The 24,535-nt window shown below is 67.7% G+C and carries 20 protein-coding genes; 15 read left to right on the top strand and 5 right to left on the bottom strand.

Features of this window, described 5'->3' with window-relative positions; genetic code table 11:
• Positions 1 to 33 precede the first annotated feature (33 nt).
• Positions 34 to 3,492 carry a DNA polymerase III subunit alpha gene (locus IEY43_RS09350; protein WP_188948336.1) on the top strand — a complete coding sequence of 1,153 codons (3,459 nt, stop codon included), beginning with the start codon at positions 34 to 36 and terminating at the stop codon, positions 3,490 to 3,492.
• Between the two features lie 30 nt (positions 3,493 to 3,522).
• Here the strand turns inward: IEY43_RS09350 and IEY43_RS09345 are convergent, their stop codons facing one another.
• The 3 genes from IEY43_RS09345 to IEY43_RS09335 all read right to left on the bottom strand — a co-directional run bounded on the left by IEY43_RS09345 (position 3,523) and on the right by IEY43_RS09335 (position 6,441).
• Positions 3,523 to 4,206, bottom strand: coding sequence for an HAD family hydrolase (locus tag IEY43_RS09345; protein WP_188948335.1), 684 nt, complete (start codon positions 4,204 to 4,206; stop codon positions 3,523 to 3,525).
• 48 nt (positions 4,207 to 4,254) lie between these two features.
• Entirely contained in the window at positions 4,255 to 4,695 is a 441-nt protein-coding gene (locus IEY43_RS09340; protein ID WP_188948334.1) for a VOC family protein, read from the bottom strand.
• Between the two features lie 165 nt (positions 4,696 to 4,860).
• Positions 4,861 to 6,441 (bottom strand): MFS transporter, encoded by a 1,581-nt coding sequence (locus IEY43_RS09335; RefSeq protein ID WP_188948333.1) that lies wholly within the window; start codon positions 6,439 to 6,441, stop codon positions 4,861 to 4,863.
• Between the two features lie 79 nt (positions 6,442 to 6,520).
• On the opposite strand from IEY43_RS09335, the gene IEY43_RS09330 reads away from it, so the two are divergent.
• The 11 genes from IEY43_RS09330 (at position 6,521) to IEY43_RS09280 (ending at position 19,435) form a co-directional block, all read left to right on the top strand.
• Positions 6,521 to 7,168, top strand: a complete 648-nt coding sequence (locus tag IEY43_RS09330; RefSeq protein ID WP_188948332.1) for a winged helix-turn-helix domain-containing protein — start codon at positions 6,521 to 6,523, stop codon at positions 7,166 to 7,168.
• A gap of 108 nt (positions 7,169 to 7,276) precedes the next feature.
• Positions 7,277 to 9,292 (top strand): threonine--tRNA ligase, encoded by a 2,016-nt coding sequence (gene thrS / locus IEY43_RS09325; protein WP_188948331.1) that lies wholly within the window; start codon positions 7,277 to 7,279, stop codon positions 9,290 to 9,292.
• Positions 9,293 to 9,320: 28 nt separating this feature from the next.
• Positions 9,321 to 9,881 carry an HIT family protein gene (locus IEY43_RS09320; protein WP_188948330.1) on the top strand — a complete coding sequence of 187 codons (561 nt, stop codon included), beginning with the start codon at positions 9,321 to 9,323 and terminating at the stop codon, positions 9,879 to 9,881.
• A 501-nt stretch (positions 9,882 to 10,382) separates the two neighbouring features.
• Complete coding sequence (gene bioB / locus IEY43_RS09315; protein ID WP_188948329.1) at positions 10,383 to 11,642, top strand: biotin synthase BioB; 1,260 nt, start codon at positions 10,383 to 10,385, stop codon at positions 11,640 to 11,642.
• Positions 11,639 to 13,000, top strand: coding sequence for an adenosylmethionine--8-amino-7-oxononanoate transaminase (gene bioA / locus IEY43_RS09310; RefSeq protein ID WP_188948328.1), 1,362 nt, complete (start codon positions 11,639 to 11,641; stop codon positions 12,998 to 13,000). Before bioB ends, bioA begins: the two co-directional genes overlap by 4 nt.
• Positions 12,993 to 14,183, top strand: coding sequence for an aminotransferase class I/II-fold pyridoxal phosphate-dependent enzyme (locus tag IEY43_RS09305; protein WP_229777339.1), 1,191 nt, complete (start codon positions 12,993 to 12,995; stop codon positions 14,181 to 14,183). Before bioA ends, IEY43_RS09305 begins: the two co-directional genes overlap by 8 nt.
• Entirely contained in the window at positions 14,180 to 15,361 is a 1,182-nt protein-coding gene (locus IEY43_RS09300) for a cytochrome P450 family protein (RefSeq protein WP_188948327.1), read from the top strand. The genes IEY43_RS09305 and IEY43_RS09300 overlap by 4 nt, the downstream gene beginning before the upstream one ends.
• Positions 15,358 to 16,074, top strand: a complete 717-nt coding sequence (bioD, locus tag IEY43_RS09295; RefSeq protein ID WP_188948326.1) for a dethiobiotin synthase — start codon at positions 15,358 to 15,360, stop codon at positions 16,072 to 16,074. Before IEY43_RS09300 ends, bioD begins: the two co-directional genes overlap by 4 nt.
• An 88-nt stretch (positions 16,075 to 16,162) precedes the next feature.
• Positions 16,163 to 16,834 carry a TetR/AcrR family transcriptional regulator gene (locus tag IEY43_RS09290; RefSeq protein ID WP_188948325.1) on the top strand — a complete coding sequence of 224 codons (672 nt, stop codon included), beginning with the start codon at positions 16,163 to 16,165 and terminating at the stop codon, positions 16,832 to 16,834.
• A gap of 10 nt (positions 16,835 to 16,844) precedes the next feature.
• Complete coding sequence (locus tag IEY43_RS09285) at positions 16,845 to 17,774, top strand: ABC transporter ATP-binding protein (RefSeq protein ID WP_188948324.1); 930 nt, start codon at positions 16,845 to 16,847, stop codon at positions 17,772 to 17,774.
• Entirely contained in the window at positions 17,774 to 19,435 is a 1,662-nt protein-coding gene (locus tag IEY43_RS09280) for an ABC transporter permease (protein WP_188948323.1), read from the top strand. Before IEY43_RS09285 ends, IEY43_RS09280 begins: the two co-directional genes overlap by 1 nt.
• Here IEY43_RS09280 and IEY43_RS09275 read toward each other — a convergent pair.
• Positions 19,432 to 20,124 carry an HAD family hydrolase gene (locus IEY43_RS09275; protein WP_209550438.1) on the bottom strand — a complete coding sequence of 231 codons (693 nt, stop codon included), beginning with the start codon at positions 20,122 to 20,124 and terminating at the stop codon, positions 19,432 to 19,434. The genes IEY43_RS09280 and IEY43_RS09275 overlap by 4 nt on opposite strands.
• Positions 20,121 to 20,924: a DeoR/GlpR family DNA-binding transcription regulator gene (locus IEY43_RS09270; protein WP_209550404.1), complete on the bottom strand. Its 804-nt coding sequence runs from the start codon at positions 20,922 to 20,924 to the stop codon at positions 20,121 to 20,123. Before IEY43_RS09270 ends, IEY43_RS09275 begins: the two co-directional genes overlap by 4 nt.
• Positions 20,925 to 21,237: 313 nt before the next feature.
• On the opposite strand from IEY43_RS09270, the gene IEY43_RS09265 reads away from it, so the two are divergent.
• The 3 genes from IEY43_RS09265 to IEY43_RS09255 are packed head-to-tail and all read left to right on the top strand — an operon-like array spanning position 21,238 to position 24,533.
• Entirely contained in the window at positions 21,238 to 22,215 is a 978-nt protein-coding gene (locus IEY43_RS09265) for a carbohydrate ABC transporter permease (protein ID WP_209550403.1), read from the top strand.
• Complete coding sequence (locus IEY43_RS09260) at positions 22,212 to 23,105, top strand: carbohydrate ABC transporter permease (protein WP_188948320.1); 894 nt, start codon at positions 22,212 to 22,214, stop codon at positions 23,103 to 23,105. Before IEY43_RS09265 ends, IEY43_RS09260 begins: the two co-directional genes overlap by 4 nt.
• Before the next feature lie 60 nt (positions 23,106 to 23,165).
• Positions 23,166 to 24,533 (top strand): ABC transporter substrate-binding protein, encoded by a 1,368-nt coding sequence (locus tag IEY43_RS09255; protein ID WP_188948319.1) that lies wholly within the window; start codon positions 23,166 to 23,168, stop codon positions 24,531 to 24,533.
• Positions 24,534 to 24,535 lie beyond the last annotated feature (2 nt).

Raw genomic sequence — 24,535 nt, 5'->3', positions numbered from 1 at the left:
GCCACCTTTCGAATACATGTTCGAGCCGATGGCATGAGCTTCACGCATCTGAATGTGGCCTCTTCCTACAGCGCCCACTACGGGGTCTCCACCCCGCCCCAGCTGGCCGCCGCCGCTCACGCCATGGGCGCCGAAGCTCTGGCCCTCACCGACCGAGACGGACTCTACGGGGCGGTCAAGCACGTGGCCGCCTGCCTGGAACATGGGCTGCGCCCCCTGCTGGGCGTGAACCTGGCCCTGCTCGACACTCCGGGCCGCGCGGCCGGGCGAATCATCCTGCTCGCCCGCGGGAACAGCAATGGCGCCGGCTACGCGGACCTGTGCCGGAGCATCAGCCAAGCCCACCAGGCGCCCCACGGCATTCCGGGGCTGACCCGTCGCCAGATCTCCCACCGGGTATCCGCGGGAAACCTAATGCTGCTGGTCGGCGGTGAATCCGACGTGGCCCGGTCGCTGGTTCGCGGGCAGTATGTCAAGGCCCGCGCGCTGTTGGCCGACTGGAAAAATCTGGCCGGCCCCATGCTGCGCGTGGAAATCACCACCCACCTGTCCACCCGCGGATCCCGCTACCATCTCGGGGAAGCCGGAAGGATGCTCCGCTATGCCGATGAACTGGGCCTGAAGGCGGTGCTGAGCAACGCGGTGCGCTACGCCGACCCCGATGGCGCGGTCACCGCAGACCTGCTGGATTCCGCCCGCACCCTGAACAGCCTGAAGGAGATGGACTCCTGCCAGCCCAACGGCCAGGGCTGGCTCAAGTCCCCGCGGGAAATGCGCCAGTTGGCCTCCGAAATCTCCCGAGCCACCGAGCGCGGCTGGATGCGCAAGCTGCTGCAGGAAACCGAGTCGGTGGCCCGCTTCGCCGTCCTGGACCCCGCCAGCGACCTGGGCTGGAAAAAGCCGGTCATTCCCGAAGCCTCCGTGCTGGGCCTGCACCGCCCGGCCATGCAGGAGCTGACCGAACGCGTCTACGCCGCCGTGCCCCGGCTGCTGCCGGGCGAAAAGCGGCACGACGTCGAAAAGCGGCTCTCCCTGGAGCTCGGGGTCATCAACCGGCTGGACTTCGCCGGCTACTTCCTCACCGTCGCCGAAACCGTGAAGCTCATCACCGGGCTGGGAGTGCGCGTGGCCGCCCGCGGCTCCGGAGCCTCCTCGCTGGTCAACTACCTGCTGGGGATCAGCCAGGTCAATCCGCTGGCCCACGACCTGGTCTTCGAACGCTTCCTCTCCGACACCCGCACCACGCTGCCGGACATCGACATCGACGTGGAATCCGCGCGCCGCCATGAAATCTACCGCACCATCTTCGACAGCTTCGGCGAAGAGCGGGTGAGCCTGATGAGCATGCAGAACGCCTACCGCGCCCGCGGCGCCGTCCGCGACGCCGGAGCCGCCCTGGGGCTGGACGACGGGCAGGTGGACGGCATCGCCAAGCAGCTCTGGCGCTTCTCCGCCTCCTCCTTCCGCGAAGCGCTCGCCGAGAAACCGGAGCTGGGCGAACTGGCCGAGCGGCTCGCCGCCGACTCCCAGCTGGACATCCTGATCGACGCCACCGAACGCCTGGACCGGTTGCCCCGGCACATCTCCATGCACCCGTGCGGGGTGATCCTCTCCGACGCCTCGCTGCTGGACCGCACCCCGGTGCAGCCCTCCGGGATGGGACTGCAGATGAGCCAGTTCGACAAACACGACATGGACCTCATGGGCCTGATCAAGCTCGATGTGCTCGGGGTGCGCATGCAGTCCGCCATCGCCTACACCCTTGAGGAAATCGCCCGGCTGCACCCCGACGCGTCCGCGGTCGCCCGCGCCGGGGGACACGCCGACACCAGCTACATCGACCCGGCCGGGCACATCGACCTGGCCCGAGTCCCGCTGGACGACGCACCCACCTTCGAGCTGATCCGCTCCACCCACACCCTGGGCTGCTTCCAGATCGAATCCCCGGGCCAGCGCGAACTGATCGGCAAGCTCGCCCCCACCGAATTCAACGACCTGATCATCGACATCTCGCTGTTCCGCCCCGGGCCCATGCAGTCGAACATGGTCAAGCCCTACCTGGAGCACCGCCACGGCTTCGCCCCCGAGCAGTTCCTGCACCCCGACCTCAAGCCCGCGCTGGCCGAAACCCACGGGGTCACCGTCTTCCATGAACAGGTGCTGCGCATCCTGGACACCATGACCGGCTGCGGCCTGGGCATGGCCGACGTCTACCGACGCCACCTGGGCAACCCCGCCCAGGAACCGGCGGTCGAAGAATACTTCCGCGCCAACGCCGCCGCCAAGGGCTACAGCCCGGAAACCATCGACAAGGTCTGGGAAGTGCTGGCGGGCTTCGGCTCCTTCGGCTTCTGCAAGGCCCACGGGGCTGCCTTCGCCGTACCCACCTACCACTCGGCCTGGCTCAAGGCCCACCACCCCGAAGCCTTCCTCGCCGGCATCTGGGAACACGACCCGGGTATGTACCCCAAGCGGCTGCTGGTCTCCGAGGCCCGCCGCATGGGCATCCCGATCCTGCCGCTGGACATCAACCGCTCCACCGGGCACTACCGAGTCGAACGAATCTTCGAATACGCTCCCGCCGCGGCCCCCACCGTGCCCAGGGCCCCTGGAACCCTGCGTCTCGGACATTACGGTGTCCGCCTGGCCTTCCGCGACATCCACCAGATGAGCGAACGCGAGGTCCAGCGGCTGGTCGCCGGCCAACCCTACGAGCACCTGGCCGAGGTGCGGGACCGCGCAGGCCTGTCCCGACGCACCTACCAGAACCTCGCGGCCCTGGGCGTCTTCGACTCCCTGCTGTCCGGAACCAACCGGGCGGATACCATCGCCCACACCCAATCCATGGCCCGCACCAGCCTGCCGGCCAAATACCGGCCCGGCCCCGGCCAGCTCACCTTCGACCTCGGGCAGATCGAACACATCACCAACACCGGAGCGCAGCTGGAACCGGCCGAGATCATCCGCACCGAACTGGACCTCATGCACCTGGACGCCAGCGAACACCTCATCACCTCCTACCGGCAACGCCTGGCCCATCTGCCGATCACCCAGGCCATCGAGCTGCTGCACCTGCGCAACGGCACCGAGGTGCTGGTGGCCGGGGTGCGCGTGGCCACCCAGACCCCGCCCATGCGCGGAGGCAAACGCGTGGTGTTCATTTCCGTGGACGACGGCACCGGCTGCATCGACGCCACCTTCTTCGACGACACCCAGCAGCGCACCGGGCCGCTGCTGTTCTCCACCCGCATGCTGCTCATCCACGGCATCACCCGGCGCACCGGACCCCGCGGCATCTCGCTGCAGGCCCTGAACGCCTGGGACCTGCACCAGCCCGAAACCCTGCCCGCCGCCGGATACCTGGAGAACACAGCCCGCCCGCACCCCAGCTACCGGCCCAAGCTCGGCCAGAGCCCCGCCGAAACCGTCGGAGAGCTCGCCCGCCGCATGAACGCCGAAGGCCTGGACCAGCGCGGGGCCCAAAGCATGTAGGGGGAACCATAGGTGCGAGGGATCAGCTCGTCAGGCTCCGCGAACCACGCCGGGCAGCTGTGCGAGCGAAACCGGTTCCCGGCCCCGCTCCCGCGCGCCGACATAGCAGGCGCGCATCCCGACCGCTTGCGGGCCCCGGATGTCCGCATCCCAGTTATCTCCCACAAACACCGCATCCTGCGCAGCGATACCATGCGCATCCAGCACCATCCGGAAGATCTGCCGGTGAGGCTTGCGCCACCCCAGCTCTATGGAGGTGAAGACCCGATCGAAATATGTATCCAACTGCAGCTCGCGCAGCAGCCGCGGCACCAGCGCCGCATCGTGGGTATTGCTCACCACGCTCAGCACATGGTCTGCGCAGAGATCCTGCAAACAGGACCGGACATCGGCAGCGGGGGCAACCTGAGCGCTCCACACCGCAAGATACTCCCGCACCAGGCGGGCAAGCTCGCCCTCGCCGATAGTCGGAGAACCCAGCAGCTCCCAATAGCGCCGGGCGATCTGCAGCATCGAACACTCACGCCCGGAGCGGTGCGCCGCCGAGTCCAGCTCGTCCCATGCGCGAGTCCACAACGCATCGGCTTCTGCCTGGCCCACCCGAGCCGAAGCCCTGCGCGCAAATTCCAGCGGAGCGTTGAACGCGCTCGGCAGGATCGAGGGGTCATAGCGCACCAAGGTGCCGAAGAAATCAAAATAAATGTGCGAGGGCATGGGTTCATCTTCCCCTGTCCTACTGGGCACGGGGAAAACGCTCATTCGCTATACGGAGGACACGTGCCCGTCCGCATCAATGACAAATGATGGATTGTGCACGAAATCCCAGCGGAACCCGTCCGGGTCGGCCACGCAGGCGCTCATCCCGCCCCACGGCTGCACCGTAGGGGCCGTGACGGATTGGGCACCGGCATCAAGCGCTCGCCGGTAGAGCTGTTCAACCTCCGCGTCGGTATGCACATTGTGCCCCAGCGAAACCGGGGGAGCCTTCTCGCCGTGCCCGATGTCACCGTACTCGCTGGGCATCTGCGCAATGTCCCACAAGGCCAGCATCAAGGAATGCCCGGCACGGACAAAGGCAATCTCCGGGTGGGCCGGCTGCACCAGCTCGAAACCCAGTCCCTCGGTATAGAACCTGGTTGAAGCACCGACATCACGCACGCCGAGGGTGATCGCGCTGATGGTCGGCGGGGCCGACTTGTTCATATCACCAGACTAGGGTGCGTTGACCTCGAATGATAGAGGCAGAGCCACCCCTGTCAATGTCTTGACAGGGGCAGCTCTGGCTGACCCAGGTGTCACCCGCGGGATGCTGGTGCTTCGAGTACATCGAAACTGGGCAAGAGCTAGTGTTGAAGTTTGCCGAAGCCCTTACAGGTAGATCCACTGCTCATTGCGCGGCGAGGACAAATTGCGATCACGCTGGGCACGAAACTCCTGATCCATTCGGCTCGGGGCATGATGGTGGCGTTGCACGCTGCTGGGAATGCGCCGCAAGCCGAGCCGGCCGGCGGACGCCGATGATTCTGGGGCTGGATTGTTTTTCATGGTCACTTCTCCTTGAACCTGCGGCAGCTCGCCCTCTGCAGACATCACGTCTGCAGATTCCCTCGCCTCCGCTTCGATCTGAGAATTTGCGCTCGCCGGTTCGCTGGTCCAGCGATCCGGGTGCGGGATGCCGCGCACATGCCGTGAGCACCAGGCGGCGACGGTTGCAACGATCACCAGGGAGCTGAAGAACACCAGCGTCGGCCCCATGCCCAGCCATTGCAGGCCGAGCCCGGTGAGAAACGGCGCCAGCGGCAAAGCCGACAGCGCCATGAACAAGATCAGCGAATTGGCGCGTCCTGCCATCTCCCGCGGGACCACCGCCATGAAATAGCCTCCGACCGACGCGTTCAGCGCCGGGACGCTGAGGAAGGCGACCAGCAGCATGGTGCCCAGCCAGACCAGGTGGGTGTTGAAGCCCATGAGCAGCATCGCGCCGCCCAGGACGCTCAGGCAGCTGCAGGCCAGCACCCCGGTCCGGACCTTCTCGATCAGGCGTCCGGCGAACAGCGACCCGGCGAACATGCCCAGTCCCATGAACGTGGATACCAGTCCGATCACCCAAGGGGCCTCGCCGCGCTGCTGCAATCCGTAGATCAACGTGGTGTTCAGCCCGTTGGTTCCGATATTGATGACGGTAATCAGGATCAACAGGCTGCGCAGCTGAGGTTTGGCGAAACACCACCGCATGCCCGCCGCGATGCCGGGGGAGACCTGCGCGCTGCCAGCAGGGGAGTTTTCCACGGGCCTGGAACCGGCTTCAGCTGCGCGCAACGGCCCGCGCAGCGCGAATCCCGAAGCAGCGGCGAGCAGCTGCAGGAAGCTGACGGCCAGCAGGGCAAAACCTGCTCCCAGTCCGAGCAGCAGTCCGCCCAGCGGGGCAGCGCCCAGCATGAGCGCCGAATCGCGCCCCTGGTTCGCCGCCATGGCGCGTCCCAGCTGCTTGGGATGGACCACGTCCTTCAGCGCCGCATTCGTGACGGTGCCGAAGTAGCCTCCGCGCAGCTCCATGAGCACATGGGCGACGCACAACACCGCGACGCCCAGCGACCCGCTGAAACTGGCCACTGCCAGTGCCGAGGTGAGCGCCGCACCGCAAATACCGCCCAGGAGCATCATTCGCGCCCGGTCGGAACGGTCGGCCGCGGAACCGCCCAGCAGCGTCAGGCTGGCCCGCGCGGCCAGGCCCACCGCCGCCAGGGTTCCGGCCTGCACCGGCGAACCGGTCAGCGCCAGCAGGATCAGCGGCAGCACGAAGGCATAGATGCCGCCGGCCAGCAGGGCAGTGGTATCGGCAACCCACCAGATGCGGTAGCTGCGCTGGCGCCGCAACGCCGGCAGCCGTTGTGCGCCGGCGCCGGCCGTCTGCGGCTGCAGCAGGGGAGTCGTCTGGTCCGTGGTCATGCACCCACCATAAACCCGCAAATAAAGTTGCGCAATAGAACTTGTGCAACTTTATTTGGGCAATTGTTATGCTGAATCCATGACGCAACCACAGTCGAACGTCACGTTCACCACTCCCATGCTCAAGGCCATGGCCAACCCGCTGCGCCGGCAGATCTTCGACGCGCTGGCGGCCATGCGCACCGGGCGGGCCTCGGACATCGGGGAGCTGCTGGGCCTCGCGCCGAACAAGGTCAGCTTCCACCTGCGCGAGCTGGCCAAGGCGGAGATGATCGAGGAAGCCCCGGAGCTGGCTCGCGACAAGCGCGACCGCGTCTGGCGTCCGGCCGCCACCGGCTACACCACGGGCCAGCCTGCGGACCGCAGCGAAGACGGTTCGGCCACCGCCATGAACGCCTATCTCGGGCAGGTCATCCACGACGAGCAGCGGCGCCTCGAAGCCACGCTGGCCCACGCCCAGCAGTGGTACGACGGCGGCGAGATCCGGGAGGACCTGGCGCAGCTGAGCACCAGCAACCTGATGCTCACCGATGACGAGCGCCAGGAACTGCAACGCCGGCTGGACCAGGTGATCCCCGCCTTCCGCAAGGACCAGGAGAACGGGAAGGTCGCCACCGCGCAGCCGATCTCCGAGCGCAAGCTGTGGCACTACTCGGGGCTGCTCTCGGCCGATGAGCTGTTGAACGGGTCACACTCGGCCGGACAATCGACACAAAAGCCGAAGTGAACCGGTTGCGCGGGGCGATGCTGAACTAAACTGGGTTCTGGCTGGCTGTGGCCAAGGTATGCCACAAGCTATGAAGCCATCACAGATTGAAAGGTAGAACCCGATCTCATGAGCGAGCAGCTGACTCTCACCATCGACGGCGAGCAGGTACAGGTGGACGCGGGAACGACCGGTTTGCAGTTCTTCGCCAAGGACAAAGACGTGGTAGTCATGCACGTCGACGGCGTACTGCGAGACCTGTCCCGCGAACTCGAAGCCGGAACCACTGTCACCCAGGTAACCATCGCCGACCCCGAGGGTCTGGAGGTGTTGCGCCACTCGACCGCCCACGTGATGGCCCAGGCGGTGCAGCAGCTGCGTCCCGATGCCAAGCTAGGCATCGGCCCGTACATCACCGACGGCTTCTACTTCGACTTCGACGTGGACGAGCCGTTCACCCCCGAAGACCTGAAGCAGCTGGAAAAGATGATGCTCAAGATCGTCAACCAGAACCAGCTCTTCGCCCGCCGCGAGGTCTCCCCCCAGGAGGCCAAGGCCGAGATGGTCAACGAGCCGTACAAGTGCGAGCTGCTGGCCAAGGCCGATTCGGCCGACACCTCCGGCGAAGGCGTGACCGTCGAGGTCGCCGCCGGCGAAACCACCATTTACGACAACGTGGACCGCAAGTCCGGCGAAACGGTCTGGAAGGACCTGTGCCGCGGCCCGCACCTGCCGAACACCAAGCTGATCAAGAACGCCTTCTCGCTGACCCGTTCGGCCGCCGCCTACTGGCTGGGCAGCGAAAAGAACAAGCAGCTGCAGCGCATCTACGGCACCGCCTGGCCGACCAAGGAAGACCTGAAGGCCTACCAGGAGCGCCTGGCCGAGGCCGAGCGCCGCGACCACCGCAAGCTGGGCGCCGAGCTGGACCTGTTCTCCTTCCCGGACGAGCTGGGCTCGGGCCTGCCGGTGTTCCACCCCAAGGGCGGCATCATCAAGCGCGAGATGGAAGACTACGTGCGCGACCGCCACGTGGAAGAAGGCTTCCAGTACGTGGGCACCCCGCACATCTCCAAGGACGGGCTGTTCCACACCTCGGGCCACCTGCCGTACTACGCGGACACCATGTTCCCGGCGCTGCACATCGATGAAGAGCGCGACGAAGACGGCAACATCACCAAGCAGGGCCAGGAATACCGCCTGAAGGCCATGAACTGCCCGATGCACAACCTGATCTTCCGCGGCCGCGGACGCTCCTACCGCGAACTGCCGCTGCGCCTGTTCGAGTTCGGCCACGTCTACCGCTACGAGAAGTCCGGCGTGGTCCACGGCCTGACCCGCGTGCGCGGCTTCGCCCAGGACGACTCGCACTCCTACGTCACCAAGGAGCAGGCCCCGGCCGAGGTCGAGCACCTGCTGAACTTCATGCTGTCCCTGCTCAAGGACTTCGGCCTGGACGACTTCTACCTGGAGTTGTCCACCCGCGATCCGGAGTCGGACAAGTTCATCGGCTCCGACGAGCAGTGGGCGGAAGCCACCGCGGTGCTGGAGCGCGTGGCCACCGAAACCGGCGTCGAGCTGGTCGCCGACCCGGGCGGCGCGGCGTTCTACGGCCCGAAGATCTCGGTCCAGGCCAAGGACGCCATCGGCCGCACCTGGCAGATGGGCACCGTGCAGTACGACTTCAACCAGCCGGCACGCTTCGGCCTGGAGTACCAGGCCGCCGACGGCTCCCGCCAGGAGCCGGTGATGATCCACGCCGCCAAGTTCGGGTCGATCGAACGCTTCCTGGGTGTGCTCACCGAGCACTACGCCGGCGCCTTCCCGGCCTGGCTTGCCCCGGTGCAGGTCCGCGCCATTCCGGTGGCCGAGGCCTTCAACGACTACCTCGCCGAGGTCGTCGCGAAGCTCAAGGCCGCCGGCGTACGCGTGGAGCTGGATGACTCCTCGGATCGCTTCCCGAAGAAGATCCGCAATGCGTCCAAGGAGAAGATCCCGTTTGTGCTCATCGCCGGCGGCGAGGATTCCGAAGCCAACGCGGTCTCCTTCCGTTTCCGCGATGGCAGCCAGGACAACCAGGTGCCGGTCGACGAGGCGGTTGCCCGCATCGTGACCGCCATCAAGAGCCGCGACAACAACAACTAAGCACACCGCAACAAGGGAGTCCACCAGCATGCAGTATCCGCAGGACGCACAGGTCACCGACGATTTCGAACTCGCCGGCGTGCCCGACTCGTTCCAACGCTTGTGGACTCCCTACCGGATGGCCTACATCAAGGGCGGCCAGGACCAGGTCAAGGACGAGGCGAGCTGCCCCTTCTGCGCCGGCCCGGGCCGCACCGACGGCGAGGCGCTGATCGTGCACCGCGGGGAAACCTGCTTCGTGATCCTGAACTTGTTCCCCTACAACCCGGGGCACTTGCTGATCTGCCCGTACCGCCACGTGCCGAACTACACCGACATCACGCTGGAGGAAACCGCGGAAATGGCGGCCCTGGCGCAGAAGTCGATGCGGGTGCTGCGCGCGGTGTCCAACCCCGCCGGCTTCAACCTGGGCATGAACCAGGGCGAAGCCGGGGGAGCCGGGATCGCCGCGCACCTGCACCAGCACGTGGTGCCGCGCTGGAGCGGCGACGGGAACTTCTTCCCGATCATCGCCCAGACCAAGGCGATTCCGCAGACCCTGTCCGAGGTGCGCGAAGCCATCGCTACGGCGTGGCTGGACGTCGAATAGGCCGGGCACCACCCCGAGGCGGTACGCCGCTTGGGCGCGCCGCGGCCCGGAAGGAATTCCCTTCCGGGCCGCGGCGCGCTTTTTGCTGCCCGGACGCCGTTCCGCGGTGATTGACGGCGGCTTCAGGGGTGATCGCCTCCCGAAACACGAAGCACTTTTGAAGCGCGTGCGCGCAGCCGGCCGGGGCGTGCCCCGCGCGGCGGAACAGGTGCCCGGCGGATGGCTGCGCGGCGGGCGTGATCCCCTGGAATCAAGCCGAAATCAGCACGTCGCCCATCCGGCGCGACACCGCGGCGCCTCGAAACCTCCCGGCGGCTGCAGGGACTTTTCGGCGCATGCGGCGCCCGGGACACATAGTTGAACGGTGTTCAAGAAAACTCCCGCAAGGGTGTACGGTGTGTAATCAACATACATTGAACACCGTTCAAGGATGCCGCGCCTGAAGAACATTCTCCTCGCCGGCAGGATCCGGACGCGGTGCTCCCGTTGGAAAGGCACCCCATGACCTTGGATACCGCAGCCGCAGAAACCGCCCAGCCCGCGCTCCTCGACGCCGACGAGCTCGCCGCCCGGATCGCCTCCGGACACCGGATCACCGAAGCCGAGGCGCTGGCGGTGCTGGCCACCCCGGACTTCGCCACGCTGCCGCTGGTCGGCGCCGCCGGCACCCTGCGCCGCCAGCACTTCGGCAACACCGTCAAGGTCAACTACCTGGTCAACCTGAAGTCCGGGCTGTGCCCGGAGGACTGCACCTACTGCTCCCAGCGCCTGGGCTCGAAGGCCGAAATCCTGAAGTACACCTGGCTCAAGCCTGACGAGGCCGTCGCCCAGGCCGGCTACGGCATCGCCGGCGGCGCCTCGCGGGTCTGCATGGTCGCCTCCGGCAAGGGCCCCACCGACCGGGACGTGGACCGCGTGGCCACCATGGTGGAACAGCTCAAGGGCGAGCACCCGCAGGTGGAGGTCTGCGCCTGCCTGGGCATCCTGAAGGACGGGCAGGCCGCCCGGCTGAAGGACGCCGGGGCGGATGCCTACAACCACAACCTGAACACCTCCGAATCGCTCTACCCGGAGATCTGCACCTCGCACAGCTACCAGGACCGGGTGGACACCGTGCAGCAGGCCCAGTCCGCCGGGCTGTCCTCCTGCTCCGGGCTCATCGTGGGCCTGGGCGAAACGCCCGAGCAGCTCGTCGAAGCCGTCTTCGCGCTGCGCGAGCTGGGCTCGGAGTCCATCCCGGTCAACTTCCTGATGCCCTTCGACGGCACCCCCATGGAGGGCACCTGGCTGCTCACCCCGCTGGCCTGCCTGCGCATCCTGGCCCTGGTGCGGCTGGCCTGCCCGGACAAGGAGCTGCGCATCGCCGGCGGCCGCGAGATGCACCTGCGCTCGCTGCAGTCCACCGCGCTGGAGGTCGCCAATTCCATCTTCCTGGGCGACTACCTCACCAGCGAAGGCCAGGGCGCGGCCAAGGACCTGGACATGATCGCCGACGCCGGCTTCGTGGTCCTGGGCCAGGAAGCCTCCAGCCCCGCAGACGTCGCCCGCCGCCTGCGCGAAGCCGCGCACGCGGCCGCGGCCCACGAGGAGCAAGCCCCGGCCGGGGGCTGCGCCAGCGGCTGCGGCACCGGCTGCGGCCCGTCCGCTTCCGCCGACGCACCCGGCTGCGGCAGCGCCGCCGCCGGCTGCGGGCCCAGCGCCGCGCGCGAACCGGTGCTGCGCCGCCGCGGTGCCGGAACCCAGCAGGGCCCGAACGCATGAAAACCGCCACCGACCTTCTGACCCGGGATGCAGGGCTGCTCTGGCACCCGTACGCGCCGCTGGATGCCGGGGCGCACTACGCGGTCACCGCGGCCGGCGGGGCCGAGCTCACGCTGCGCGACGCGCAGGGCGCCGAGCACCGGGTCATCGACGGCATGGCCTCCTGGTGGTCCATGGTGCACGGCTACCGCAACCCGGCGCTGGATGCCGCCGCGCATGCCCAGATTGACGCCTTCAGCCACGTGATGTTCGGCGGGCTGACCCACCAGCCGGCCATCGAGCTGGCCGAACGGCTGGTGGAACTGGCCCCTGAGGGCCTGCGCCACGTGTTCCTGGCCGACTCCGGATCCATCAGCGTGGAGGTCGCGCTGAAGCTGGCCCTGCAGTACCAGGACGCCTGCGGCCGCCCCGAACGCCGCCGCTTCCTGGCGCTGCGCGGCGGCTACCACGGCGACACCTTCGCCGCCATGAGCGTCTGCGACCCGGTGGACGGCATGCACGCGGCCTTCGCCCCGCTGGCGCGCGAACAGCTGTTCCTGCCCCGCCCGCCGGCCGCCGAACGCACCATCGCCGGGGACTGGATCTACGACGAGGACGAGCTCCAGCTCTGGGAGACCCGGGCCCGCCGGATGGCCGCGCAGCACGCCGGGACGCTGGCCGGGATCATCTGCGAGCCGCTGCTGCAGGGCGCCGGCGGCATGTTCATCTACCCGCCGCGGGTGCTGCAGGTGCTGCGCGAGATCGCCGACGAGCACCGGATGCTGCTGATCCTCGACGAGATCGCCACCGGCTTCGGCCGCACCGGCAAGCTGTTCGCCGCGCAGCACGCCGGCATCGAGCCGGACATCATGTGCGTGGGCAAGGCGCTGACCGGCGGCTACCTCTCCCTGGCCGCGATGCTCTGCACCGCAGCGGTCGCCGCGGCGCTGGATTCGGGCGCCGGAACCGCCGGCTCCGCGCTGCTGCACGGGCCCACCTTCATGGGCAACCCGCTGGCCTGCGCGGTGGCCTGCGCCTCGCTGGACCTGCTCGCCGGGCCGGCCGGCACCGCCCCCGGGCAGGCCCCCTGGCAAGCCCAGGTCGCCCGGCTTGAACGCGGGCTGAGCAGTTCGCTGGCCGGCACCCGGGCGCTGCCCGGCGTGCGCCAGGTGCGTGTGCTCGGCGGGGTCGGGGTGATCCAGCTGCAGGCACCGGTGCAGGTGGCTGCGGTGACCCGCGCCGCGGTCCAGCGCGGCGCCTGGGTGCGCCCCTTCCGCGACCTGGTCTACGTCATGCCGCCCTACATCTGCACCGAGGACCAGCTGCGGACCCTGGGATCGGCCCTCACCGCGGCGGTCGCCGAGGTGCACGGTGAGTGAGCTGACGGCGGCGCCCGCCGCGACGGCGTGGGACGGGTGGCTGCGCGGCCGGGCGGCGGTGCGCGCCAAGCGGGACATGCAGCGCGCCGACAGCGCCCGCGCCGACCTCTACGACCTGGCCTCCAACGACTACCTGGGCCTGAGCGCGCACCCGCTGGTGCGCACCGCGGCCATCAACGCCCTGTGCACGGTGGGAGCCGGCGCCAGTGCCAGCCGGGTCGCCTCCGGCACTTGGGGCATCCACCGCGAACTGGAAACCGCGCTGTGCGACTACACCGGCCGCGCGCAGGCGCTGGTCTTCTCCAGCGGCTACACCGCGAACCTCGGGGTGCTCGGCGCGCTGGGCGGGCCGGGCAGCCTGTTCCTGCTCGACGCCCACGCCCACGCCAGCCTGATCGACGGGGCCAAGCTCTCCGGCGCCGCCTGGCACAGCTTCGAACACAACAACCTGGCCGCCGCCGAAGCCCTGCTGCGCGCCAACCGCGACGCGCCGGCCCCGAAGCCGCGGGTGGTGCTGGTGCTCGAATCGATCTATTCGGTGCTCGGCGACGCGGCGCCGCTGGAACGGGCCGCCGCCCTGTGCGCGCAGTACGGCGCGCTGCTGCTGGTGGACGAGGCGCACTCGCTGGCCGCGGTGCCCGGCGGATCCGCGGTGCGCGCCGCCGGGTTGGAACAGGCAGGCCACGTGCTGGCGACCGCCACCCTGTCCAAGGCGCTGGGCGCCCAGGGCGGCGTGGTGCTGCTCGGCGGGCCGCAGGCGCAGCTGTGGCGCGAGCACCTGCTGAACACCGCCCGCACCTTCATCTTCGACACCGCGCTGGCCCCGGCCGCCGCGGCCGGGGCGCGGGCGGCGCTGGACCTGGCCACCACCGAGCGCATCGCCGCGCTGGCGGCGAACACCCGGCTGATCCGCGACACTCTGGCCGCCCACGCGCGGCTGGCCGGCCGCATCGACCCCGCGGCCGGAGCCGTGCAGTCGGTGCGCATGCGCACCCCCGGCCAGGCCGCCGCGGCCGCGGCGCTGCTGCGCGAACGCGGCTGCGCGGTCAATTGCTTCCGGCCGCCCAGCGTGCCCGACGGCATCTCCCGGCTGCGCCTGACCGCCCACGCGCACCATCACCCCGACACCCTCGCCGCCGTCCTGGAGACGGTGGCCCGCACCATCAAGGAGGTCGAATCATGAGCTGCCCCTACGCCGGAACCCTCCCGGTGGCGGCTTCCGCGCCGCTGGCCCGGCCGCTGGAACAGGTCTTCCCGCCGGTAATCGCCGACCGCTACCGCAGCATCGAGAACCCGGCGATCGTCCGCGAGATCCTGCGCCGCGCCGAAGACTTCACCCCGGCCAACGCGCTGCATGCCGCGGTCGACCTGGCCCCGGCCACGCTGCGCCTGCTGGCCCGCGGGCGCTTTGCGCTGCCGCCGGTGCTGGCCAGCGCCTCCGGACCCGAGCACCTGGCCGTGCGCCGGGTGGTCGCCGGTTTCTTCAGCCCCGCCAAGGTCGCCGCCCAGGCCGAATTCATCGCCCGGCGCACCGGCCAGCTCTGCCGGGCGCTGCAGCCTGGCTACCGCACCGGGGCGGAGCTGGACCTGGCCGACGAGCTGGCCGCCGTCATCCCGCCGGAGGTCATGGCCAGGCTGACCGGCACCCCGCTGCCGCCCATGGACCGGCTCAAGCGCTGGAGCCGGGACTCGCTGGAGCTGTTCTGGGGCTGGCCGGACGCGCAGCGCCAGCTGGAGCTGGCCCGCAGCGCGGTCGAATACCACGCCTGGCTGCGCGGCACGGTCGACCAGGCGCTGGAACGCGGGGACGGCAACCTCTACGCCGCGCTGCACCGCGCGGGAGTGGATACCAGGCGGATCGTTTCCCTGGCCTATTTCCTGGGCATCGCCGGGCAGGAAACCACCGCCATGCTCATCCAGGGAACCCTGTTCAGCGCCCTGCACGACGGGAGCTGGTCCGCCTGTGCGCGGCCGGAAGGCGGCGAAGCGGCCAGCGCCCAGGTGATGGCGCAGGTGCTCCTGCAGGCCTCCTCCGTGCCGACCTGGCGGCGCATCGCCCGGACCAACGCGGAGGTGGGCGGCCAACGCTTCGCCGCGGGCGAGGAGCTGGTGCTGCGCCTGTCCGGGGGAGCCCTGGCCGAGGCGCAGGACGATTCTCTGGTGTTCGGCTACGGGCTGCACCGCTGCCTGGGCGCCGGGCTGGCCCGCATGGAAACCGAGGTGGTGCTGCGCGCCGCCGCCGCGGCGCTGCCAGACCTGGAGCTGGCCGACCGGCATCCGGACTGGGAGCACCTGCTCTCCTTCCAGGCCCCAGCCGCCGTCCGCACCAGACGCACCGCATCCGAAGGGAACCTGCCATGATCTACGCCATCACCGGAACCGACACCGACGTCGGAAAAACCGTCGCCACCGCGGCCCTGGCCGCCCGCGAACTCGCCGCGGGCCGGCGCGTCGCGGTCTACAAACCCACCCAGACCGGGGTGCTGCCCGGGGAGCGCGGCGACGCGCAGAACATCGCCGCCTGGCTCGGGTCCCCGGCGGGCCTGGAGGTCCGCGAGGGCATCCGGCTGCGCGAACCCATGGCGCCGGTGGACGCGGCGCTGGTCGAGGGCGGGCCCGCCGCCGTGGCGCAGCTGCCGTTGCTGGGCGACCATCTGGAACGCATCCGCGAGCTGGCCGAATCCAGCGACACCGTGCTCGTCGAAGGCGCCGGGGGGCTGCTGGTCGGGCTGACGGCGGCCGGGCAGACCATCGCGGATTTGGCGCTGGCGCTCGGCGCCGGGCTGGTGGTGGTGGCCCGCCCGGATCTGGGCACGCTGAACCACACCGCGCTGACCCTGGAAGCCACGGTGCGCCGCGGGTTCGCATCCGGCACCCTGCTGCTGGGAAGCTACCCCGCACGGCCCGGGGCGCTGCACCAGCGCAACCTGGCGAACCTGCAGGGACTGGCGGCCTCGCACCACTGGTACTGGGGCGGGGCGCTGCCCTCCGGACTGGTGCTCCACGACGCGGAACAACGCCTCCTCGCCGCCGGGATGTCGCTCGCGCAGCCCCACGCCGCGGCGGGGTGCTGACACCGTTCGGGCGGGGCCGGGAGGCGGCCGCCAATGCCGGGAAAAAAACCCATTGCCAATGGCTATACACCGGAGTAGTCTCCTATACGTGAGTACAGCCCAGGAGGATCTGACCGGCCGGGCCCGGTTGCGCGACGCCGCAATCGAGGCCTTCGCCGCGCAGGGATTCGACGAATCCCTGCGGGCCATCGCCGCCCGGGCCGAGGTCAGCGCCGGGCTGGTGCGGCACCACTTCGGGTCCAAGGAAGCGCTGCGCGCGGAGTGCGACGCCACCGTGCTTGAACGCTACCGCCGGCTGAAGGAAGAATCCCTGCAGGCAGAGCCGAAGCAGGTATTCAACCAGCTGCCCGGCTCGCGCGAGGGCGGGGTGCTGCTGCTCTACATCCTGCGCTCGGCGCGCGAAGGATCCCCGGCCGGCCGGCAATTCACCGAACAGCTGATCGAGGAGGCGTTGGTCCTGCTGGACCAGGCCGTGTCCCGCGGCCTGATCGTCCCGAGCCGCGATGAACCGGCCCGGGCGCGCTTCCTGATCCTGCAGTCACTGGGTGCGCTGGTGCTCTACTTCGCGCTGAACCCGCCGCAGGATCCGGAAGACTTCACCACCGTGATGCAGGACTACTACGCGCACGTTGCCCTGCCCACCCTGGAACTTTTCACCGAAGGCCTGTTCGCCGACCCTGGCTACCTCAACGAGTACCTGGCCTCCGGCGCAGCAGGCATCCCGCCCGCGGGACCCGCGGGAGACACCGTATCCCGGTAAGGAGCAGGCCATGGCCAGCAATGCCCCGGCCATTGAAGTAAGCGGACTGGCAAAGAACTTCGGGCGCACCGCCGCCCTGTCCGGCTTGGACCTGAGGGTCGAGACCGGCCAGGTCGCCGGGTTCCTGGGGCCGAACGGTTCGGGAAAATCCACCACCATCCGCATCCTGCTCGGCCTGCTCAAGGCCGACGGGGGAACCGCGCGGATGCTCGGCGCCGACCCCTGGCAGGATGCTGTCGCGCTGCACCGCCGCGTGGCCTACGTCCCGGGCGAGGTGAACCTCTGGCCGAACCTGACCGGCGGCCAGGCGATCAGCATCCTGTCCAAGCTGCACGGCGAGGTGGATGAGCGCCGCCGCGCCGAGCTGCTCGACCTCTTCGACCTCGACCCCACCAAGAAGGCCCGCAGCTATTCCAAGGGCAACCGGCAGAAGGTCGCCCTGGTCGCCGCCCTGTCGTCCCGGGCCGAGCTGCTGCTGCTCGACGAACCGACCTCTGGCCTGGACCCGCTGATGGAGCAGGTCTTCACCTCCTGCATTCGCGAGGCCGCCGCGCAGGGGCGCAGCGTGCTGCTTTCCAGCCACATCTTCGCCGAGGTGGAAAAGCTCTGCGAGACCGTCACGATCATCCGCGACGGGCGGACCGTGGAATCCGGCCGCCTGGCCGAGCTGCGCCACCTGCAGCGCACCCAGGTCACCGTGGAGGTCGCCGGCAACCCGGCAGAGCTGGCCGGGGTGCCGGGCATCGAGGAGCTGCAGCTGTCGGGAGCCACCGCGAGCTTCAGCGTGGACCCGGACCTGCTGCCGGGGGTGCTGGCCGCGCTGGCCGCCCATTCCCCGCGCAACCTCGTCAGCGCCCCACCGTCGCTGGAAGACCTGTTCCTGCGCCACTACTCCGAGGACCCGGCCCTGCCGGTGTCGGCCCGCGGAGGTGAGCGGTGATGAGCACCGGCACCGCCCGCCGCCGCACACCGGCCGAGCACGCCCAGCGCCATGCCGCCGCGGCACGCGGCACCGGCACCCTGACCGGGGTCGGCACCGCGGCGCTGTTCATCCTGCGCCGCAACTGGCTTCGCCTGGCCATCTGGGCCCTCGTGCTGGCCTCGATGATCCCGGTGGTCTACGACTCGCAGCAGCAGGCATTCCCCACGCAGGCCGCGCGCGACGCCTACGCGCAGGTCGCCAACACCCCGGCGGTGGCCGCCATGACCGGCCTGCCCTACGCGGCCGGTTCGCTGGGCGGTATCCTGGTCATCAAGATCTGGATGACGTTGGCCGTGGCCCTGGCCTTCGCCGTGGTTTTCCTGGTCACCCGCAATGGCCGGGCCGACGAGGAAGCCGGGCGCACCGAACTGCTGCGCTCCACCGCGCTGGGGCGCCACGCCTACCCGAGCGCCAACTACCTGGTGTCCGCAGCGCTGTGCCTGGCCACCGGCCTGCTGATCAGCCTGCTGTGCCTGTCGGTGGAGCTGCCCGCGACGGGCAGCTGGGTCATGGGCGCCTCTATCGCCGGCACCGGCTTGGCCTTCATCGGCCTGGCCGCGATTTGCGGCCAGCTGGCCTCCACCAGCCGCGGGGCGAACTCGCTGGGCGTGGCGCTGATCGGGCTGTTCTACTTCATCCGCGCCGCCGCCGACCTGCAGGCCGAGGGCGTCAACCCCAGCGCGGCCAGCTGGTTCTCGCCCATCGGCTGGGCGCAGAATATGCGCGCCTTCGGCGAGGACAACTGGTGGCCGTTGCTGGCGCTGGCGAGCCTGGGGCTGGCCGGCTGCCTGCTCGCGCTGCGCCTGGAAAGCACCCGCGATCTGAGGGCCGGGCTGCTGCCCGAACGGCGGGGCCCGGCCGCGGCCGGAAGCTTCACCACCACCGCGCTGGGACTGGCGCTGCGCCTGCAGCGCTCCTCGCTGATCGGCTGGTTTCTCGGCGCCGCCGTCTCGGGACTGTTCTTCGGGTCCGTCGCGCAGGCCATGAGCTCGCTGCTGGATCCGGAGAACCCCTTCGCCCGCAACTTCGTGGGCACCGGGCACAGCATGCTCGACGGGGTACTGGGCATCTTCGTGCTGTTCAACGCGCTGCTGGCCGGCGCCTTCGCGATCCAGTGCCTGGGCGCGGCGCGCAGCGAGGAGGAAAGCGGCCGGCTGGAGCAGCAGCTGGCAGGCTCGCTGGCCCGCGGCACCTGGCTCGGGGCGCACCTGCTGATCGCGGTCCTCGGCTCGGGGGTGATCCTGCTGCTCGGCGGCTACCTCACCGGGGCGGCCTCCCAGGGATCGGCCGCGCCGGCGCTGCTGGCGGGCGCCTGCCTGGCCTTCTGGCCGGCGGTGCTGTCCCTGCTGGGTCTGCAGCTGCTGGCCTTCGGCTACGTGCCGCGCTTCACCACCGCGATCGCCTGGGCTGCCTACGGCATTTCGGTGATGGCCGCGATGTTCGGCGGATTGTTCTCGCTCTCGGAAGACGTCATCCGCGCCACCCCGTTCGGGGCGATCCCGAGGATGCCAGCCGAAGACTTCAGCTGGGCGCCGCTGGCGGTGCTGCTGCTGATTTCGCTGGTGCTCGGCGCCGCCGGCATGGGCCGGTTCAACCGCCGCGACGTGCTGGCGAACTAACCGGCCAGGACCGGCCGACCCACCAGTTCACCGAGCTGGGCGGCCGACCGGCCGGCCAGGCTGTCCCACCGCGCCAGCCCCGCGCTGGCTTCCAGCGGCACCATGTTGGGCACCCCCACGGTGCACAGGCCGGCCGCGAGGGCCGAGCGCACCCCGGGCCGCGAATCCTCGACGGCAACCATGGCCCGGGCCGCCTCGGGCGGCATGCCGTGCATCCGGCGCAGCCGCTGCACGGCCAGCAGGTATGGCTCCGGATCGGGTTTCCCGCGGCGCACCATTTCACCGGTCACCACCACGTCGAAAGTCTGCGGCGGCAGCGCATCGAGCAGCACCTGGGCCAGCGGCCCGCGGCTCATCGTGACCAAGGCGCAGGGAACACCCAAGGAGTTCAGCTCCTGCAATAGCTGCCTGGCACCGGGCCGCCAGGGGATATCGGCGCGGGTGCGGGCCGCCACCTCGCCGATCAGGGTTCCGATCAGCTCGTCCGCCGGCAGCGGCACCCCGAGCTCCCGGAAGAAGGCCGCCGAGTCCGGCAGCGCGCTGCCCACCAGGGCATGCGCCTGTTCCTGGGTCCACTTGATCGAGTATCGGCCCAACAGTTCGCGTTGCGCCAGGAACCAGTACGGTTCGGTGTCGACCAGCGTGCCGTCCATGTCCCACAGCACCGCGCTGGGAAGCTTCTGCTTCATCGGGCAGCTCCTTCCGGCGCGTTCGGAGCCACATGCACCCGTACCCCCAGCGCCTTCAACTGGCCGAGGAAATCGCCCGGCGCCTGCATGTCGGTGATCAGATCGTCGACGTGCTCCCATCCGCCAAGCCGGTGCATGGAGCTTTGCCCGAGCTTGCTCGAATCCATCAGCAGCACCCTGCGCCGGGCGGAGCGCAGCATCGCCATCTTCAATTCGACGATCGCTTCCTCCTGGTGGTAGAAGCCGTCGGCGTCGGCGGTGCTCGTGGAAACGAACGCGACATCAACGCGTAATTCTTCCACCGCCCGCACGGCGGCCAACCCGAGAAACGACTCGTGGCTGTGGTTGTAGGCGCCGCCGATAGCACGAACCTCCGCTGCGCCGGATTCTGCCAGGGTATTGATCAAGGGCAGGTAATTCGTCGAGATGCCCAGCCCCTCGATCCCGGCGACGGCCTGGGCCATGAATGCCACGGTGGTTGAGTCATCAAGAAAGAGCGACTGCCCCGGATGCAGTAGTCCCGCGGCGCACTCGGCGAGCCGCTGCTTGTTCTCCGTGGCAATATTCCGTCGCAGCGAGGCGGCAATCTCATGATTTCCGGTGCGCGCCACAGAAACGCCTCCGTGGAACTTGCGCACCATTCCCCGCCGCTGCAGCTCGTCCAGGTCTCGATGGATGGTCATCACGGAGACGTCAAAGCGCGCCGCCAGGGATTGGGCCGAGCTCTTTTCGTCGTCAAGAAGCAGCTGCAGAATCTCTTCAAGCCGCTGGGGGCGAGTGCTGGTTTTTGGTGTGCTCATGGTCCGCCTTTCAGGGATTTATAACAACTTACCTCATCTAGTGATTTAACTTAAAAGCAGTTATGAACCCTTGGTGAACTTCACTTGAAGTTTCCCTGTCGCCCATTTGTCGTGCCGGTGGATTCTGCTGGCGAAGCGTGGTGAGGACCGCCGAAGAACCTTGTGAATACGCGAATTCCAGAGGAATGAGAAAAGCGAAATGTGAGATTTCAAGCAGGCGTCAATCAAGTTGACCGGGTTTGAAGCTGGTGAAACTATCGTTCTCGAGTACGTGAAATCTCAAGAAGTCATGTGAAATTTGAGAGGCATGAGAATGACGGTTCTCGAAACCGAAAGAACAGCGCCACCCACTGGCGCGACCGCGGCTATCCGCCCAACGGTCCCTGGGCCGGCTCCAGAGTCCGCTCAGACGAAATCCGGCAACCGCCGGCAGTATGTATTGTTTGCGCTCTTCGCCTTCCCCAACCTGCTTTTGATCGGGGTATTCGCCTACTGGCCCATTCTGGGAAATTTTGCCCTGAGCCTGACCGACTGGGACATGATCTCCCCAATGCCGAATTTCATCGGCTTGGACAACTACACCGCGCTTTTCAGCGATCCAGGTTTCATTGACGTCATGCGCCGAACCCTGATTTGGGTGGTGGCCGTGGTCGGTTCCAGCCTCATCTTCGGGCTGGGCATGGCATTGCTGTTCAACGGGGGAGCCCGAGGCGGCAAAGCCGTATCAACGTTGGCCTTTACCCCGCACGTCATTTCCGGTGCGGCCGTGGCTGCGGTCTGGTTGTTCATCTTCGATCCCAATTACGGCCTGTCGCGATTGCTGTTCAACTCCATCGGCATGGACTCTCCGCATTGGACGACCGATCCGGACATGGCGTTGGGAGCACTGATCATCGTGGCCGTGTGGAAAGGCGCGGGCTTCGTCGCCATCGTCTATCTTGCAGCACTCCAATCGATTCCCCGCGATGTCATTGAAGCGGCGCAATTGGATGGGGCGGGTCGCTGGAAGACGTTTACAAAGATCGTCTGGCCGCTGCTGACACCGACAACTTTTTTCCTGTGCGTTACGCAAATCATCGGAGCTTTCCAGGCGTTCGACCTGATCGCGATGATGACCAGCGGCGGCCCGGCCGGTTCCACCACGACTCTGAGCTGGTACATCTACGAGCAGGGATTCCAGGAATTCAATATCGGGTCCGCCGCGGCTTCCTCGGTATTCATGTTCGTGATCCTGCTCCTGGTTACCGCGGTGCAGATGCGATTCGCTGAACGAAAGGTGCACTACTCATGAGCACCCTTGCTTCCCGCAGCCACGGCACAGCCGCCCCGGTGCCAAGCCCTGCACCGCGCCCTACCGCCAGGTTCCGGCCGACCAAGATCACCAGCTACCTGTTGCTCGGGCTGGTTGCGCTGGTGTTCCTGATTCCCGCCTACTGGATGGTTTTGGCGGCATTCAAGCCCAACGACGAGATCTACCAGTGGCCATTCACCCCTTGGCCCAGCGAGCCAACCACCGAGAACTTCTCGGCGGCTTTGGCGGCGGCTCCCTTCGAGCAATTCTTCATGAATTCGCTGCTCGTCACCACCATCGGGGCTACCGTCAAGGTGGCACTTGCCGCATTGACAGCCTATGCATTCGCCTTCCTGCCGTTTCCCGGCAAGAAATGGTTGTTCCTGGCTGTGCTCGGGGCGCTCATGGTCCCCGGGCATGTCACCTTGCTGCTGAACTACTCGACCATCAGCAATCTGGGCCTGATCAACACGTACGCGGGCATTATCCTCCCAGGCCTCGGCTCGGCTTTCGGGACCTTCCTGCTGCGCCAGCACTTCATGGGGCTGCCTAAAGAGGTGCTGGAGGCAGCCGAGCTCGACGGGGCCGGCCACCTGCGCAAGCTGTGGTCATTTGTGCTGCCGATGTCCAAGCCGGCCGTGATCACCGTGGCACTGATCGCGGTCATCGACGAATGGAACGACTTCATCTGGCCGCTGCTGGTGACCAACACCCTGGACATGCGCACTATGCCAATCGGCCTGATGTTCCTCAAGCAAACCGAGGGCCTGGATGACTGGGGCATGATCATGGCCGCCACGCTCATGATCGTGCTGCCCATGCTGCTGCTTTTCCTCTTCGCCCAGAAGTACATCATCAACGGCATGGCCGGTGCCGCGGTTCGCCGCTAACCGGTTTATGACCCGAACGAATTCCTTCCACCTCCCATCGCAATCCAAAAGGACATTTCCATGCAGAACAACCCTCTTGCCAGCACCCTGAACAAATCCTCGTCGCGCCGAAGCTTCCTGGGCGCACTCGGGCTCACCGCCTTGGCGATTCCTGCGCTGGCCGCCTGCGGCAACTCGTCAGCGGGAGCATTCTCGCAGCCTGCGACCAAGGTTCCCGCAGGTTTCTCGGGACGACGCAATGTCGTGATCTGGAGCTCGTGGGGAGGCGACAACGGAAAGATGTTCGCCGACCTGATCAAGAAATTCAACGAATCGCAGACGGCGATCTACGCAGAAGTCCAGCAATTCGATGGCTATGACGGTGTCGGCGAAAAGCTCACTGCAGGCCTGAGGGCCAAGCAAATCCCGGATCTTGCCGTGCTTTCGGACATCCACTGGAACCGCTACTTCCTCTCCGATGCCTTGGAGCCGCTGAACAAATACCACGATTCGGGCTTTGGTCCGGCGGTCTACACGGAGAATTTCTACAAGGAAGGCACCGTGCGCGAAGAATCCTATTGGGTTCCGTTCGCGCGGTCGACCCCGCTGTTCTACTACAACCGCGACCTTTTCGCCAGCGTGGGCCTGCCTGATCGCGCCCCGGATACCTGGGATGAATTCCGCAGCTGGGGCAAGGAAATCACGGGGGTGAAGTTCAAGGGCAACACGATGAAGATGCGCGCGCTGACCGGCACCGATGACTGGTACTTCAGCGGCCTGCTCTGGGCCTTCGGGGGATCGATATCCAAGGGGCTGGACGTGACCCTGGACAGCGCCGAGTCGATGGCGGCGGTGGACTTCGAACGCCAGCTGGTCCACGAGGACAAGAGCATGTACCTGGCGCAGAGCTTCGTCAACGACTTCAGCAATGGCCAATGCGCCACCGTGACCCAGTCCACCGGCGGGCTCACCAGCGTCACCAAAGCCGCCAAGTTTGATGTGGGCACAGGGTTCATGCCGAAGGGTCCGGCAGGTGCTGGAACGCCGACCGGTGGTGGCGGCCTCTCTGTCATGCGCCAGATCAGTGATGAACGCAAGGCCGACGCCGTCGAGGTGCTGCGGTTTCTGGCCAGCGATGAAATCTCCGCCCAGTGGACCGTCGGAACCGGATACCTGCCGGTCACCAAGGGGGCAACCAGCTCCAAGCTCGTCACCGACCTGATGGGCAAGAACCCGAACTACCGGGTCGCAGTGGACCAGCTCCAGATTGCCTCGGGCCCCGACGACGTACGCCGCTACGTCACCTCCGCCATTTCGGAGCTCAAGCAGATGGTCCAGAAGAACTACACCTCGAACGTGTCGCCGGAAGAGCTGGTCAAGCCGGTGGCGGAGAAACTGCGCGCCGAAGCGGAGAAGATTCGTTCCACCTACGAAGAAAAGGTTGCCTAGCG

Source organism: Glutamicibacter protophormiae, from assembly GCF_014647495.1.
In the GTDB taxonomy this organism is placed as follows: Bacteria; Actinomycetota; Actinomycetes; order Actinomycetales; family Micrococcaceae; genus Glutamicibacter; species Glutamicibacter protophormiae.
This window is presented reverse-complemented; position numbering and strand designations above follow the sequence as displayed.